This window comes from Comamonas sp. BIGb0124 (genome assembly GCF_003752175.1).
Lineage (GTDB): Bacteria > Pseudomonadota > Gammaproteobacteria > Burkholderiales > Burkholderiaceae_C > Comamonas_F.
This window is the reverse complement of sequence record NZ_RJVF01000008.1, coordinates 792,349-807,596: the sequence shown is the minus strand read 5'-3', so window position 1 is coordinate 807,596 and position 15,248 is coordinate 792,349. Positions and strand designations below refer to the sequence as shown.

At 68.3% G+C, this 15,248-nt stretch carries 11 protein-coding genes; 6 read left to right on the top strand and 5 right to left on the bottom strand.

Going from position 1 to position 15,248, the window contains the following annotated elements; translation table 11 throughout:
• Positions 1–71: 71 nt before the first annotated feature.
• Both EC845_RS04880 and EC845_RS04875 read left to right on the top strand, forming a co-directional pair.
• The gene (locus EC845_RS04880) at positions 72–1,655 is read left to right on the top strand and encodes a DUF2868 domain-containing protein (protein ID WP_199739724.1); all 1,584 of its coding nucleotides are present in this window, start codon (positions 72–74) and stop codon (positions 1,653–1,655) included.
• A complete protein-coding gene (locus tag EC845_RS04875; RefSeq protein WP_123296051.1) occupies positions 1,652–3,253 on the top strand; it encodes a DUF3482 domain-containing protein in 1,602 nt (533 codons plus the stop codon). Before EC845_RS04880 ends, EC845_RS04875 begins: the two co-directional genes overlap by 4 nt.
• 52 nt (positions 3,254–3,305) lie before the next feature.
• On the opposite strand, the gene EC845_RS04870 is transcribed toward EC845_RS04875, so the two are convergent.
• From EC845_RS04870 to EC845_RS04850, 5 genes are all read right to left on the bottom strand, one after another.
• Positions 3,306–5,927 carry an ABC transporter permease gene (locus EC845_RS04870; RefSeq protein WP_233597929.1) on the bottom strand — a complete coding sequence of 874 codons (2,622 nt, stop codon included), beginning with the start codon at positions 5,925–5,927 and terminating at the stop codon, positions 3,306–3,308.
• Positions 5,928–5,935: 8 nt separating this feature from the next.
• A complete protein-coding gene (locus tag EC845_RS04865) occupies positions 5,936–7,519 on the bottom strand; it encodes a mechanosensitive ion channel (protein ID WP_123296050.1) in 1,584 nt (527 codons plus the stop codon).
• Between the two features lie 217 nt (positions 7,520–7,736).
• Entirely contained in the window at positions 7,737–8,417 is a 681-nt protein-coding gene (locus tag EC845_RS04860) for an ABC transporter ATP-binding protein (protein ID WP_123296049.1), read from the bottom strand.
• Positions 8,414–9,406, bottom strand: coding sequence for a tRNA (adenosine(37)-N6)-dimethylallyltransferase MiaA (gene miaA / locus EC845_RS04855; protein ID WP_123296048.1), 993 nt, complete (start codon positions 9,404–9,406; stop codon positions 8,414–8,416). Before miaA ends, EC845_RS04860 begins: the two co-directional genes overlap by 4 nt.
• Before the next feature lie 86 nt (positions 9,407–9,492).
• Positions 9,493–11,004 carry a helicase HerA-like domain-containing protein gene (locus EC845_RS04850; RefSeq protein WP_123296047.1) on the bottom strand — a complete coding sequence of 504 codons (1,512 nt, stop codon included), beginning with the start codon at positions 11,002–11,004 and terminating at the stop codon, positions 9,493–9,495.
• A 98-nt stretch (positions 11,005–11,102) separates the two neighbouring features.
• On the opposite strand from EC845_RS04850, the gene EC845_RS04845 reads away from it, so the two are divergent.
• The 4 genes from EC845_RS04845 (at position 11,103) to rsfS (ending at position 15,244) form a co-directional block, all read left to right on the top strand.
• Complete coding sequence (locus EC845_RS04845) at positions 11,103–11,831, top strand: YebC/PmpR family DNA-binding transcriptional regulator (protein ID WP_123296046.1); 729 nt, start codon at positions 11,103–11,105, stop codon at positions 11,829–11,831.
• 109 nt (positions 11,832–11,940) lie between these two features.
• Complete coding sequence (gene purD, locus EC845_RS04840) at positions 11,941–13,221, top strand: phosphoribosylamine--glycine ligase (protein ID WP_123296045.1); 1,281 nt, start codon at positions 11,941–11,943, stop codon at positions 13,219–13,221.
• Positions 13,222–13,328: 107 nt separating this feature from the next.
• A complete protein-coding gene (gene hemF, locus EC845_RS04835) occupies positions 13,329–14,267 on the top strand; it encodes an oxygen-dependent coproporphyrinogen oxidase (RefSeq protein WP_123296365.1) in 939 nt (312 codons plus the stop codon).
• Positions 14,268–14,404: 137 nt separating this feature from the next.
• Positions 14,405–15,244, top strand: coding sequence for a ribosome silencing factor (rsfS, locus tag EC845_RS04830; RefSeq protein ID WP_123296044.1), 840 nt, complete (start codon positions 14,405–14,407; stop codon positions 15,242–15,244).
• Positions 15,245–15,248 lie beyond the last annotated feature (4 nt).

Below are 15,248 nucleotides of genomic sequence, written 5' to 3'. Positions count from 1 at the left end.
CGCCAGCGGGTCTTGAACAGTGCGGCCGGGTCCGGCCGTGCACCAGTGTTTTCTACGGATTCCTTTTTGATTTGCAAGCCACTCCCTCTTCTTCCAAGCCCCCGGCCGTTTCGCCCCTTTCCGATTCCCCTGTCCAGCCCGACCGTTTGCGCAGCCTCTGGCTGACCGAGGCGTTGCGATTGACCGAGGCCCAGACGGGCTGGCTCGACGACGAGCAGGCCAATCGGCAGGCGCGAGCGGCAGGCGGCAGTTTTTCGACGCGACTGCAGATTCGGGCCTGGGCGCTGGGTCTGCGCGACGGATGGGTTCAGGCGCAATCGCGTTGGCTGACCAGTGCCGGCCTCGCTGTTGCGCTGCTGGCCGTTGTGGCCGTGCTCAGCGGCGCCGGGCTGGCCTGGGCTGCATTGGGGACACAGGCCGGACCGGATGGCGTGGTGGTCAATGTCTACCGGGCCGTGGTCGGGCTGCTGGGCTTGAATGCGCTCATGCTGCTGGTCTGGCTGGTGGCCATGCTGGCGACAGTACGAGGGAGTGCGCAAGCGGCCGGGCAGGGCCTGGGCCTGGCTGGCCGTTTATGGATATGGCTGATCGGGCGCTTCAGCCGCGAAGCGCGCATGCTGCAACTGGGCGCAGCCTGGCAGCCCGTGCTGGTGCGCCACGGCTTGTTGCGCTGGCTGATGGGCCTGCTCACCCATGGTTTCTGGCTGGTGACCTTGGTGTCGGCGCTGCTTTGCCTGCTGGCGACGATGGCCACGCGCCGCTATGGCTTCGTGTGGGAAAGCACGCTGCTGGGCGGCGACACGTTTGTGGCCCTGACTCAGGCACTGGGCTGGTTGCCGTCTCACCTGGGCTTTCCGGCGCTGGGGGTCCAGGCCATCGAGGCCAGCGGGCAGGGCGTCGTTGGCGATCCGTCGGTTCGCCAGCAATGGGCCTGGTGGCTGGTCGGTCTGGTGGTGACCTACGGTGTGCTGCCGCGCCTGCTGCTCGGGTTGCTGTGCGCGGCGGGCTGGAGGCGCGGCACGAAGCGCCTGACGTTGGATACCGGCTTGCCGGGTCTCGAGATGTTGCGGAGCCGCCTGGTGCCGGCCGCCGAGGCCGTCGGGGTGCACGACGCCGCGCCGCCCCGTCGCGCCGATGCGCAGCTCGATGCCACGCGGATCGTCGCAGGCCATGGCGCGATTCTGGTCGCCATCGAACTGGGCACCGATCACGACTGGCCGCCGGATTTGCCGGAGGGGATCGAGGGCCAGGTGCACGACGGCGGGCGGCTCGACACCGGAGGCCAGCGCCAGCGTGTGCTCGACCAACTGACCCGGGAGCCTGCCGAGCGGCTGCTGATGGCCTGCGATCCCCGGCGCTCACCCGACCGCGGGACCCTGCGCCTGATGGTGACGCTGGCGCAACTGGCCACGCAGGCCCGGGTCTGGCTGTTGCCGGCACCCGGTGGCAGCCAGTTGGACGCCGCGCGCGTGGGCGATTGGATCGAGGCGCTCGACGAAGCCCGGCTGCTGCGCGTCGAAGGGGTGGCGTTGGCCTGGCTTGAACGCGGACAGGTTCAGTGGCCCAATGACGCTACTGCGGCCGTACATGTCGGTGTCGGTATGCCGGACCCGCTCGATCCCGCGCAACCTCTTTCCAGACAGGCGGCCTCGTGAACCCAGAATCTGCATCTTCATACGACCGGCCGCGCGGCGCTGCAGGCCCCGCCGCACCACAGGCTCCCGCCACACCCGTCAACCTTGCCGTGGTCGGGCACACCAATGTCGGCAAGACCTCGCTGCTGCGCACGCTGCTGCGCGATGTGGCGTTCGGCGAGGTCTCTCATCGGCCCAGCACCACGCGGCATGTCGAAGGCGCGGCCCTGAGCGTGGGCGGCCAGATCCATCTGGTTCTGCATGACACGCCGGGCATGGAAGACGGCATCGGTCTGCGTGAGTATCTCGAACGGCTGGCGCAGGCGCCGGCCGAACCGACGCTCGTGCCGGGCCATCAGGACGACCCGGGGCTTTCGCCTTACGGGTCGACCGGCGGCCTGGGATCGACCCGTCTGCAGCCGCCGGTCGCCCGCACGCAGCGCCTCGACGGCCCGGACACGATTGCCGTTTTCCTGCGCACGGCCGAGGCGTCCGATCGCTACGAGCAGGAGGCCAAGGTGCTGCGCCAGATGCTGCAGGCCGATGCGGCTCTGTACGTGGTCGATGTCCGCGATCCGGTGCTGCCCAAGTACCGAGACGAACTGGCGGTGCTCGCCATGGCGGGCAAACCTCTGCTGCCGGTGCTGAACTTCGTTCTGGATGCCGCGTCGCAGGAGCCGGCCTGGCGCGACATGCTGGGTCGATTGGGTCTGCATGCGGCCATCCGCTTCGATACCGTTGCGCCGCCGTTGGACGGCGAGCAGCGCCTGTACGACAGCCTGTCGATGCTGCTGGAGCCGGCGCGTCCGGTGTTTCAGCGGCTGCAGGCCGAGCTGGTGCGACAGGCGCGTGAACGCCGGGCAACCGCGGCCCGGCTGGTGGCCGAACTGCTGCTGGACGTGGCGGCCGTGAGGCTGACGGTGGCCAGCGACGAGGACTCGGTCAGAGCCTCCGGCCTGGCCCTGCACGATGCCGTTCGCCAGCGCGAACAACGCTGCAGCCAGGCGCTGCTGGCCCTGTACGCCTTTCGGCAAGGCGATGCGGCCAGCCGGGGTTTTCCGAGCTTCGAGGGGGTTTGGGACGAAGACCTCTTCAGTACCGAAACCCTCCGCCAATTCGGCATCAAGCTCGGCGGCGGCATGGCTGCGGGTGCGGCCGTCGGGGCCGGCCTGGACGTGATGCTGGCAGGGCTTTCGCTCGGCACGGCCACCCTGGTCGGCGCACTGGCCGGTGGAGCCCTGCAGACGCTGCGCGATTACGGGCAGCGCATGTGGGGGCGGGTGCAGGGCGAGCGTGTGCTGCGTGTCGACGACACGGTGCTGCGCCTGGTCGCCCTGCGCCAGTTGAGTCTGGTGCGCGCGCTCGAGATGCGAGGACATGCGGCGCAGGATGTCATCCGCATCGACGACTTGCCTGCTGTGCAGGCCGCGACCTCGGCCATGATGGACTGGCGCCACGACAGCCTGCCGCCGGCCTTGCACAAGGCCCGCAGTCACCCGGAATGGTCGAGTCTCAATCGCCATGAAAACGCACCGTCGGCTGCCTGGCGGCAGGTGGTACCGCCGCAGCAGCCCGAGCGCCAGCAGCAGGTACAGGCGTTGGCCATGCACCTGATCTAGGAGGGCTGCGAATGGACAGGCCGGGCGGGACTGATTCTTCAGCCGCTCCGGCTTACCAGTCTTCCTTGACGGACAGCACGGCATCCTGGCCCGCCGCGGCGCGGGCGGCCAACCAGGCCGTGAGGGTGCCCACGGCGACCACGGCGGCGCACAGGGCCATCAGGCGCGTGGCGGGCAGGCTCATGTCCATTGTCCAGTGGAAGCTTTGCGGGTTGACCACTTTCACCAGGATCAGGCTGATCACCAGGCCCAGGGCCAGGCCGGCCGCGCTGCCGATGGCGGTCCACACCGCCCCTTCGCCGGCGACCACGCCCAGGATCTGCCGGCGTGTGAGGCCCAGATGGCGCAGCATGCCGAACTCCTTGCGGCGTGCCAGGACTTGCGCACTCAGGCTGGCTGCGACACCGAACAGGCCTATGCCGATGGCCACGCCTTGCAGCCAGTAGGTGACGGCAAAACTGCGGTCGAAGATGCGCAGCGAGGTCGCGCGCAACTCTGCCGCGCTGGCGAACTCGATGCCCTCGGGCCGTCCCTGCGGTCCGGCGGCATCCAGTTGCCGTTCGATGATGTGTTGCAATGCGGCGGTGTTGCCGGCGGTCTGGCCTGGCGCGAGCCACAGCGCGAGCTCGTTGACCTCGGTATCGCCGGTCAGGCGCCGGTAGTCGGCCAGATCCAGCGCCAGGCTGCCTTGCTGTCGGGCGTAGTCGCGCCAGATGCCGGCCACCACCAGGGGAGGCGTGGAGCCCGTCGTTCCAAGCAGAGCAGGCAACGGGTCGCCGGGCGCGACGTCGAACAGGGCGGCGAATGTCTCGCTGGCATAGACGGGAATGGCCTGCGGGTCGCTCGGTACCCACGGCTCGCCGACCAGCGGCAACGTCTGGCTTGCGCGCGCCGCGGCATCCGCGCCGGGCATGAAGGTGCGTGCAATCAGCGTCACGGGGGCGCGGGTGGGATCCATCACCACGGGCTGGATGCGGCTCGCCGTGCTGCGGGCCACCTCGCCGAGGCCCGCGACGGCTTGAACCTGCTCGGGCGAGAAATGGCCCGAGGGCGCCAATTGACGGTCGATTCGGACATACAGGTCGGCCGGCAGCACGGTGTCGAGCCATGCCGTGACCGAGTCGCGGAAGCTGGCCACCATGACCGTCAGTGCGACCGACAGAGCCAGGGCCGCTACCACGCCGCTGACGGCAACGGCCGCCGTTTCACGCGCATGGCGGGCCCGCTCGACCGCCAGCAGGGGCAGAAGCCAGCGTTCGAGCGCGGGCGCAAGGCGGTCGTTGAGCACCCGGATCAACCAGGGCAATAGGCCGATGCCTCCGACCAGCAAGGCCGCGATGGCCGCATAAGCACCCAGCGCCATGCCCGCGATGGGCGGCAGCGCGCTCATCGCACCGGCTGCCGCAAGGGCTGCGAGCGCTGCCCAGGGGAGGTCGGCCTGACCGGTCGTCCCGCCGCCCAGGCCCTTGAGCGCCTGCGCAGGGGGCAGCGCACCGGCCGCCCGCGCCGGCCACCAGCCCCCCGCCATTGCCGCCCCTGTGCCCAGGGTGCCGAAGACCAGGGCTGTCGTGTGGTCCCAGGGCCATTGCAAGGCGCCACCCACGACCTGGAAGTAACCTCCACCCAGATCGCCTCCCAGCCAGGTCAGCGCCAACGCGGCCAGTGCCGAGCCCAGCAGCAGCCCGAGCGCGCTGCCGACCACGCCCAGCACCGCCGATTCCGCCAGCACCAGTTTCAGACGCTCGCCGCGGGTCAGGCCCAGCACGGCCAGCAAGGCCAGTTGCTGGCTGCGGCGCGCCACCGACAGGGCCAGTACCGAATAGACCAGAAAAGTGCCTGTGAAAAGGGCCACCAGCGCCAGCACGGTGAGGTTGACCCGGTAGGCACGCGACATGTTGCTGACCCGCAGATTGGTGTCGCCGGGCTGGCTCAGCAGCGTGCCGGTCGGTGCAGGCCAGCGCTGTGAAAAGAGCTCGGGGGTCAGTCCGGAAACCAGTTTCAGGTCGATGCGACTGAGCCGCCCGGGCTGGCCCAGCAGATCCTGCGCCGCGCCGATGTCCATGACGGCCAGGGGCGGGCCTTGCGCGGCCACGTCGCCGGCCCTTTCGAGCACGATCGGCCGCTGGGCATCGACCAGGGCCGTCAGGGGACCCTTGGGCCAGACGGCCGTGGCGGCGGGGTTGAGGAAGAGGGTGCGGGGGGCGAACAGATCCAGCCGGTCGCGGCCCTCGGCCAGCCGGGGCATGAGGTTGCCGGCAACGGCCGCCACGCGCAAGGCATCCACACCCACGATGCGCAACGGCACGAGCGTGCCATCGGGCCCTCGGGCTGCGACCGTGCCTTCGATGACGGGGCTCGCCTCGTCGACGCCCGCGACCGTCGCCAGATCGGTGTAGACCCGGTCGTCGAACGTGCCGCGCATCGATTGCACGGACAGATCGGGCTGTCCGTTGACCGAGCGGACGGCGCTGGCGAACTCGTCCAGGGCCGAAGCATTGATCAACTGCACCGCATAGGCCAGGGCGACGCCGAGCATGACGGCCATCAGGGCCGCCGCGTAGCGCCACGGATGCTGCCATGCCGCCAGCCATGAATAGCTGCGCAGCAGGGCGGGGAGGGGGCTGGCGCAGCGGCCGGCCTGTCCGGGCGCTGGGCCCGGGCGGGCGAGCGGCACGGGGCGCCTCAGCGGGGCGAGCCGTCGTCGCTCGGCGGCAGGGGGATGGCGGTACCGGCTTCCACGGACGGCACCACGGCCGTCGTGGTGGACGCGGCATGGCTGCCGGCATCCATGGCATGTGCCTCGTCGGCATTGCGCTCGAGGCGCGAGACCCAGCGATTGGCCAGGCGGCCCGCGGCTTCACGGCCGCCCAGACCGAAGGCCAGCGCGACGGCCACCGTGACCGCACCCAGCGTGAGACCGAAGGCCAACTGGACGATCTCGTTGGCAATGCCCATGGCACGCAGGCCCATGGCCACGACCAGGCCGATGATGGCAAAACGTGCCACGTTGGCGATCAGCGTGCTGCGGTCGGGGCTGGCTTTGACGATGGCGCGGTAGGTGACGCCCGAAAGCCAGAAGCCCACCACCAGGATCGCGCCGCCCAGCAGCACGTCGCCGCCGAAGCTGATGAAGGTCGCCACCACGTCGCTGACTTGGTAGAAGCCCAGTTGCGATGCCGCTTCCACGCTGGCGAACAGCATGGCAAAGAACTTGACCAGGAAACTGGCCAGTCGCGAAGGACTGGTGTTGCCCGACAGCGCATGCGCCACACCGAGCTTGGCCGGCAGGCTGTCGAAGCCTGCGCTCTCGAGCAGCCGGGCCACGAGCTCGCCGGCGAACTTGGCCACGTACCACGTCAGCAGCAGGATCACGGCTGCGGCGACGATGGCGGGCACCGCATCCAGAATCTGGGCCAGCATGTTGGCTGCGGGCTCCGAGATGGCCTCGATGCGCAGGGCGTCGAGCGCGGCGATCAGCGAGGGCACGAACACCAGGATGAACACGATGGTGCCCAGCAGGCGCGAGAGCTTGATCGCCGGGTCCAGGCCCACGCGTTCGTTGATGGTGTCGGCGCCCGCGGCGCTGAGCAGGTTGGTGACCAGGCCACGCAGCACGCGCGCCACGAGCCAGCCCACCAGGCCGACCACGGCGGCGGCGAAGACATTCGGCACCATGTCCAGCACCTTGCTGAGCATGCCGCGAACGGGTTCGAGCACGCCGTAGAGCGAGAACGCCGACAGGATCGCCGGCAGGAAAAACAGGATGACCAGCCAGAACAGCACGTCTCCGGCCGTCTGGCTCATGGGGCGCATGCCGGCTTCGGCCGACAGGCGTTCATCGAGCGTCGTGGCTGCCAGCAGCCGCTTGACCAGGGCACGCAGAAACGTTGCGACCAGCCAGGTCACCACGATCAGCACCATGCCGGCCAGCAGATTGGGCAGATAACCGGTGATGCCGGCCAGCAAATCGGCAAAGGGCGCCGAGACATACGACAGGTTGAGTGCGTTGAGCACCGCCACCAGGGTGACCAGCAGGACCAGCCAGAACACGCCGGAGGCGATGGGCGATTCCAGATCGACGGGCGACGCGGCGCTTTCGCTCACGCGTGAGTTGACCCGCAGCAGGCTCAGCAGCCGGTGCACGCCGGCGCGGGCGAGCACGGCCAGCAGCCAGCCGACCACCAGAACCAGCAATCCTCCCAGGATCTGCAGCAGGTTGTGCCCGAGCGCATTTTGCAGGGCTTCGTAAAAGACATGGACGTTCATCGGTATTCCTCGGGAACGGCGGCTAAAGAGGTGCCGTGACGGATCGGCCGTGACCGCGTCCGTCGCTCGGCGGCAAGGTATCGTTTCGGGCGCCAGGTGCTGCCGCTATTTCAGGAGCAGCCAGCACCCGCGCATCCTATCAAGTCTGGGGTTCGCTGTGCAAACAGATGGACAAGGTCTGCCAGCCCGGGTCGTCCACTTGGGTGCTGCAGGCGGATCAATCCATGCGCAGCACGCGCGTGGCACGCTCGGCCAGGCTTTCGGCATGGGTGACCAGCAGCACGGCGCTGCCGTGCCGGGCGGCTTGTTCGAGCAGCAGATCCATGGTGCGGGTCGCCGTGCGGGTGTCGAGATTGCCGGTGGGCTCGTCGGCCAGCAGCAGCGGCGGGCGGTGGATGAGCGCGCGGGCGATCGCCACGCGTTGCAACTGTCCGCCCGAGAGCTGCGAGGGCATGCGGGCCTCCAAGCCGTCCAGGCCCAGTGCACCGAGCATCGCCAGGACCCGGCTGTCGCCCGTCCAGCCCGGTCGGGCGGGGTCGGGGCCATGGCCCAGCAGCAGCAGGGGCAGGGCCACGTTCTGCGCCACGTTCAGGTGCGGCAGGATGTGGAAGGCCTGGAACACGAAACCCAGCGTACGCCGCCGCAGCAGGGCACGGCCATCGTCCGAGAGCTCGCCCAGATCGTTTCCTGCCAGCAGGACGCGGCCGGCATCCCAACTGTCGAGGCCCGCCACGCAGTTGAGCAGCGTGGATTTGCCCGAACCCGACGGTCCGAGAATCGCCATGACCTCACCGGATTCGAGTGTGAACGACAGATCGTGGAACACCGCGCGCTCGCCGTATGCCTTGCCCAGGCCCTGCACGGACAGCGCGGGCGGCAGCGTTGCGGCTGCTTTCATGCGGCCGGCTTTCCGTCGGCCTGGGCCAGCAGCACCGGCAGGATGGCCGTGCAAGCCGTCTGCAAGGCATTGGGGGCATCGCAGGCGACGATCTGGCGCTGCGGCATGCTGCGCAGCCAGGTGATCTGGCGTTTGGCCAGTTGCCGAGTGGCCGCGACACCGCGCTCGCGCAGTTCGGCGGGCGGGTAGACACCATCCAGCATCTCCCAGGCCTGCCGGTAGCCCACGCAACGCATGCTGGGCAGGTCGGGATCGAGGTCGCCACGGGCGCGCAGCCCCTCGACCTCGGCGACCAGGCCGTCTGCAAGCATCGCATCGAAACGCTGGGCAATGCGGGCGTGCAGCCACGCCCTGTCATCCGGCTCCAGCGAGAACAGGCGATGCGCAGGCGCCTGCCGGGCATCGGCAGGGGCGGCCGCGCGGCCGTGAAAAGACGACAGAGGCCGGCCGGAAACAGTCCAGACCTCGAGCGCCCGCTGGATGCGCTGGCTGTCCTGCGGCGCCAGGCGTGCCGCCGTGACCGGGTCGACCCGGGCCAGCTCGGCGTGCAGCGCAGGCCAGCCCTGCATCCGGGCGCGTGCATCGAGCTGGGCGCGCACGGCCGCATCGGCTGCCGGCATGTCGTCGATGCCGTCGAAAAGGGCCTTGAAGTACAGCATGGTGCCGCCCACCAGCAAGGGCACGGCACCGCGCCCGCGGATGGTCTGCGCCAGCGCCTGGGTATCGGCCACGAACTCGGCGGCGCTGTAGGCCTGCAACGGGTCGCGGATGTCGATGAGGTGGTGGATCACCGCCGCACGCTCGGCGGCGCTGGGCTTGGCGGTGCCGATATCCATGCCCTGGTAGACCAGGGCCGAATCCACGCTGATCAGCTCCAGTGCATGGCCGCGTGCCTGCAGGGCGGCGGCCAGGGCCAGGGCCGCTGCGGTCTTGCCCGAAGCGGTGGGGCCGGCCAGGCAGACGAGAGGGGGGAGAGGTGTGGAACTCACTGAAGGCAATGGGCGGGAGGGGGCAGGGCTTTCCGGATCGCCGCCGGAGGGCGGGACAGGCTTGCGTGATTCTATCGGCCCACCGCTCAGCGTTTGCCCCCGAGCAGGCTGCCCAGCACCCCGCGCAGAATCTGCCGGCCCAGCGTGGTGCCCATGGTGCGAGCGGTCGATTTCACCACCGACTGGACCAGGCCGTCGCGGCGGCCGCCACGCGGTCCGGTGCTGCCGAACAAGAAGTCGTTGAGGGCGCTGTCGGCCTGCGGGCGCGCATCGGGCGATGCCGCGCCGTCCGGTTGCTGGCCGGTACCGTGTGTGGTGGCCTGGTTCCGCTGCAGCAGGATCTCGTAGGCGGATTCACGGTCCACGGCTTTTTCGTAGACGCCCGCCACGATCGATTGCGCGATCGCCGCCTGGCGCTGGGCCGGCGTGACGGGGCCGATCAGGCTGCCCGGCGGGACCACGAAGGCCCGCTGCGTGATGCCCGGACGGCCTTTTTCGTCGAGCAGGCTGACCAGGGCTTCGCCGACGGCCAGCTCGGTGATCGCCGCCTCGATGTCCAGGCCGGGCTGCGGCCGCATGGTCTGCGCCGTGGCTTTCACGGCTTTCTGGTCGCGTGGCGTGAAGGCGCGCAGCGCATGCTGCACACGGTTGCCCAACTGCGCGAGCACGCTGTCGGGGATGTCCATGGGGTTCTGGGTCACGAAATACACCCCCACGCCCTTGGAGCGCACCAGCCGTACCACCAGTTCGATGCGTTCGAGCAGGGCCTTGGGCGCGTCGTTGAACAGCAGATGCGCTTCGTCGAAGAAAAACACCAGGCGCGGCTTGTCCGGGTCCCCGATCTCGGGCAGGGTCTCGAACAGCTCGGAGAGCAGCCACAGCAGAAACGTCGCGTACAGGCGTGGGGCATTCATCAACTGGCTGGCCGCCAGGATGTTGACCATGCCCAGGCCGTTGCCGTCGGTCTGCATCAGATCGTCGATGTCGAGCATCGGTTCGCCGAAGAACTGTGCACCGCCCTGTGTTTCCAACTGAAGCAGGCCGCGCTGAATCGCGCCGACGCTGGCCGCGCTGATGTTGCCGTAGGTGGTCGTGTACTGCTTGGCGTTGTCGCCCACGTGCTGCAGCATGGACCGCAGATCCTTCAGGTCGAGCAGCAGCAGGCCGTTGTCGTCGGCGATCTTGAAGACCAGGTTGAGCACGCCGGCCTGTGTCTCGTTGAGCCCGAGCATGCGACCGAGCAGCAGCGGCCCGAGGTCGGAGATCGTGGCCCGCACCGGATGCCCCTGTGTGCCGTAGACGTCCCAGAAGGTCGTCGGGCAGGCCGTCGGCTCGGGCGGTTCGATGCCGCGCTCGGCCAGCGTCGCCGCCAGCTTGGCGCCGATCGTCCCGGCCTGGCTCAAGCCCGAGAGGTCGCCCTTCACGTCGGCCATGAACACCGGCACGCCCAGCCGGGAAAAGCCCTCGGCCAGCGTCTGCAGCGTCACGGTCTTGCCGGTGCCCGTGGCGCCGGTGATCAAGCCGTGCCGGTTGGCCAGGGCAGGCAGCATCAGGCACTCGAAATTCGCGTTTCTAGCGATCAGGAACGGTGTGGCCATGGGGTGCTCGCAAGGTTTAGTTGAGCGGCTCGACCGGGTCATGCGCCCGGACAAGTAAAATTCGGCCCCTAGATTAAATCAGTAACGAAGGATTCCCCATGGCTGGACACAGTAAATGGGCCAACATTCAGCATCGCAAGGGCCGCCAGGACGAGAAACGCGGCAAGATCTGGACCCGCCTGATCCGTGAAATCATGGTGGCCGCCCGCACCGGCGGCGGCGACATCACGGCCAATCCGCGCCTGCGCCTGGCCATCGACAAGGCCAAGGCCGCCAACATGCCGGCGGACAACATCAAGCGCAACGTCGACAAGGCCACCGGCAATCTCGAAGGCGTGACCTACGAGGAAATCCGCTACGAAGGCTACGGCATCGGCGGCGCGGCCGTCATTGTCGACACCATGACCGACAACCGTGTGCGCACGGTGGCCGAGGTGCGCCATGCCTTCTCCAAGCACGGCGGCAACCTGGGAACGGAAGGCTCCGTGTCCTTCCAGTTCAAACACGTGGGACAATTCTTCTTTGCGCCCGGCTCGGACGAGGAAGCGCTCATGGAAGCCGCCCTCGAAGCCGGTGCGGAAGACGTCATCACCGGCGAGGACGGCTCCATCGAAGTGCTGAGCGCCGCGGTCGACTTCGAAGCGCTCAAGAACGCCCTCGAAGCGGCCGGTTTCAAGGCCGAAGTCGCCGAAGTCACGATGCGTGCCGACAACAGCATCACCCTGACGGGCGAGGATGCCGAGAAAATGCAGAAATTGCTCGACGCGCTGGAAGACCTGGACGATACGCAGGACGTCTTCCACAACGCCGAGCTCGATACCCAGTAACCAATCGGCCCCCGTTCCTTGATGGATCGATGCCCCGACAGTCCGCCGTGCGCAGGCTGTCCCAGCATGCCGGGGGAGAGGTCCCCGGATGCAAACCAAGAGTAATCGCATGAAAGTTTTAGTGATCGGAAGTGGTGGACGCGAACACGCGTTGGCCTGGAAGCTGGCGCAGTCGCCCGGCGTCAAGCATGTCTGGGTCGCCCCGGGCAATGGCGGCACCGAGCTCGACGCCAATCTGGAAAACCTGCCCCTGACCGATTTCAACGAACTGGCCGACTTCGCACAGCGCGAAGGCGTGACGCTCACCGTGGTCGGACCGGATGCGGCCCTGGCCGGCGGCGTGGTCAACGTCTTCAAGAGCCGTGGCCTGCCCATCTTCGGTCCCACCAAGGAAGCGGCCGAGCTGGAGTGGTCCAAGGACTTCGCCAAGGGCTTCATGCAGCGCCACAAGATCCCGACGGCAGCCTACGCGACCTTCTCGGATGCCCAGGAAGCCCATGCGTACATCGATGCGCAGGGTGCGCCGATCGTGATCAAGGCCGACGGCCTGGCCGCCGGCAAGGGCGTGGTGGTCGCCATGACGCTCGAGGAAGCCCACGCCGCCGTCGACAGCATGCTCGAGGGCGACCGCTTCGGCGCCGCCGGCTCGCGTGTCGTCATCGAAGAATTCATGCAGGGCGAGGAAGCCAGCTTCTTTGTCGTGAGCGACGGCAAGGACTTCGTCACCCTGTCCACCGCGCAGGATCACAAGCGTCTGCTCGACGGCGACAACGGCCCGAATACGGGCGGCATGGGCTCTTATGCTCCCGCGCCCATCGTCTCGCCCGACGTGCGCGCCAAGGTGCTCAGCCGTGTCGTGCGCCCCACGCTGGCCGGCATGGCCAGCGAAGGCCGGCCCTACGCCGGATTCCTGTACGTGGGCCTGATGATCGACGCCGCCGGCGAGCCGCGCGTGGTCGAGTTCAACGCCCGCATGGGCGACCCGGAAACCCAGGTCATCATGCTGCGCCTGAAATCCGATCTGCTGCCCCTGCTGCAGCACGCGGCCAAGGGCGCACTCGGCCCCGATGTCGAGCTCGAATGGGACAGGCGTGCCGCGCTGACCGTGATCCTGGCCAGCCAGGGCTATCCCGACAGTCCGCGCAAGGGCGACGTCGTTCACGGCCTGCCGGTCGCACCGCAGGACGATGTGGTCGTCTTCCATGCCGGCACCACGCTCAAGGACGGCCAGCTCCTGACCAGCGGCGGCCGCGTGCTTTGCGTGACGGCCTTGGGCGAGTCCATCAAGCAGGCCCAGCACCGTGCCTACGAAGCGGCCTCGACCATCGGCTTCGACGGCATGCAGTTCCGCCGCGACATCGGCTGGCGCGCCATCAAGCCGCACCATTGAGCCGTTTTGCCGAAACGAATCCCCTGGCCTCCGAAGCCCTGAAACGCGTGTCCGATCTCCATCCGAAGGCCTCCGGCCCCGCTGCCCTCGATACCGGTTCCCAGGCCCTGCCCGGGCCTGCCGATGTCGCGGGCGTGGCCGGTTACCTGCGCGGCCTGCAGCAGCGCATCGTCGCGCAGGTGCAGGCGCTCGAAGACCGCCTGGGCGACTCCGGCGTGCGCATGGTGCAGGATGCCTGGTCCAAGCCCCCTGGCGAACGCCTGCAGGGCGAGGGCCTGACCTGCATCCTCGAGGGCGGGCAATTGTTCGAGCGCGCCGGCTGCGGGTTTTCGCACGTGCGAGGTTCGCAACTGCCGCCCTCGGCCACCGAGCATCGCCCGCAACTGGCGGGTGCGCCGTTCGAAGCCATGGGGGTATCGCTGGTCTTCCACCCGCGCAATCCGTACGTGCCCATCGTGCACATGAACGTGCGCATGATCGCCGCTCACCCGGCGCAGGGCGAGGCGGTGTGCTGGTTCGGCGGGGGCATGGACCTGACGCCCATCTACGGCTTCGAGGAAGATGCCGTGGCTTTCCACCAGGCCTGTGCGGCGGCGCTGGCGCCCTACGGCGAAGACAAGTACCCACGCTTCAAGCGCTGGTGCGACGCGTATTTCTATCTGCGCCATCGCCAGGAGCAGCGGGGTGTCGGCGGCATCTTCTTCGACGATTTCAGCGAACTTGGACAGGCCCGCAGCCTGGCCATGATGCAATCGGTGGGCGAGGCCTTCATGCCGGCCTACCAGGCCATCGTCGAGCGGCGTGCCGCCCAGCCTCACGGACCGCGCGAACGCGATTTCCAGCTCTACCGCCGGGGCCGCTACGTCGAGTTCAACCTGGTGTGGGACCGCGGCACGCATTTTGGCCTGCAGTCGGGCGGGCGTACAGAATCCATCCTGCTGTCGATGCCGCCCCAGGCACGCTGGGCCTACGACTGGCAGGCCGAGCCGGGCAGCCCCGAGGCGGCGCTGCTGACCGATTTCCTGCCGCGGCGCGATTGGATCTGACGCACCGCCGGCTCCCGCCTAGACTCCGATCCTTCACTGACTTTTTTTGCCCGGCTCAGCCGGACAGGCCGGGCCCCATGGTCGAATCCTGCGGCCCGCGCTATAGTTCCCTCAATTCTTGAACTGATACTCTCTGCATGACCACTTCCGAAACGGCAGTCAAAAAAGACGTCCTGAAACTCCAGCGCGCCATCATCGATGGCCTGGAGGACGTCAAAGCCCAGAACATCGTGGTGTTCAACACCGAGCACCTGTCGCCGTTGTTCGAGCGCGTCATCGTGGCCTCTGGAACGTCCAACCGCCAGACCAAGGCCTTGGCCGCCAGCGTGCGCGATGCCGTGCGTGAAGCCGGCTTCGGCAAGCCCCGCATCGAGGGCGAAGACAACGGCGAGTGGATCATCGTCGATTGCGGCGCCGCTGTTGCACACATCATGCAGCCCTCCATCCGCGAGTACTACCGCCTCGAGGAAATCTGGGGCGACAAGCCCGTGCGCCTCAAGCCCGCCACGGCAGCCAAGGAAGCCGCAGCACCGAAGGCCGCGGCCAAGAAGGCAGCCGTGAAGGCCGCCTCGGCCAGCGAGGAAACCAAGCCGGCCCGCAAGACTGCGGCGAAGACAGCGGCCAAGGCGCCTGCCAAGACGGCTGCCAAGGCCGCCCCCAAGAAGACTGCCGCCAAGAAGAGTGCGGCCGAGGCTGCACCCGAGGTGAAGGCCCCGGTCGCCAAGAAGGCCGCAGCCAAGACCGCGGTCGGCACGGTCAAGAAAACCGCCGCAAAGACTGCAGCCCCGAAGGCCGCCGCCAAGACGCCCGCAGCCAAGGCCGCACCGGCCAAGAAGGCGCCCGCCAAGAAGGTTGCAGCCGCTCCCAAGCCCGCCCTGAAGGCTCCGGTCAAGAAGGTCGCAGCCCCCAAGCCGGCACTGAAAGCACCTGCCAAGAAGCCGGCGCTCAAGGCGCCCGTCAAGGCCAAGGCCTCCTGATCTC

Excerpts from the sequence above, each read along its gene's own strand:
- EC845_RS04865 (WP_123296050.1), bottom strand. The coding sequence starts at position 7,519 with ATGAACGTCCATGTCTTTTACGAAGCCCTGCAAAATGCGCTCGGGCAC.
- rsfS (WP_123296044.1), top strand. The coding sequence starts at position 14,405 with ATGACCACTTCCGAAACGGCAGTCAAAAAAGACGTCCTGAAACTCCAG.
- EC845_RS04850 (WP_123296047.1), bottom strand. The coding sequence starts at position 11,004 with ATGGCCACACCGTTCCTGATCGCTAGAAACGCGAATTTCGAGTGCCTG.
- EC845_RS04860 (WP_123296049.1), bottom strand. The coding sequence starts at position 8,417 with ATGAAAGCAGCCGCAACGCTGCCGCCCGCGCTGTCCGTGCAGGGCCTG.
- purD (WP_123296045.1), top strand. The coding sequence starts at position 11,941 with ATGAAAGTTTTAGTGATCGGAAGTGGTGGACGCGAACACGCGTTGGCC.
- EC845_RS04845 (WP_123296046.1), top strand. The coding sequence starts at position 11,103 with ATGGCTGGACACAGTAAATGGGCCAACATTCAGCATCGCAAGGGCCGC.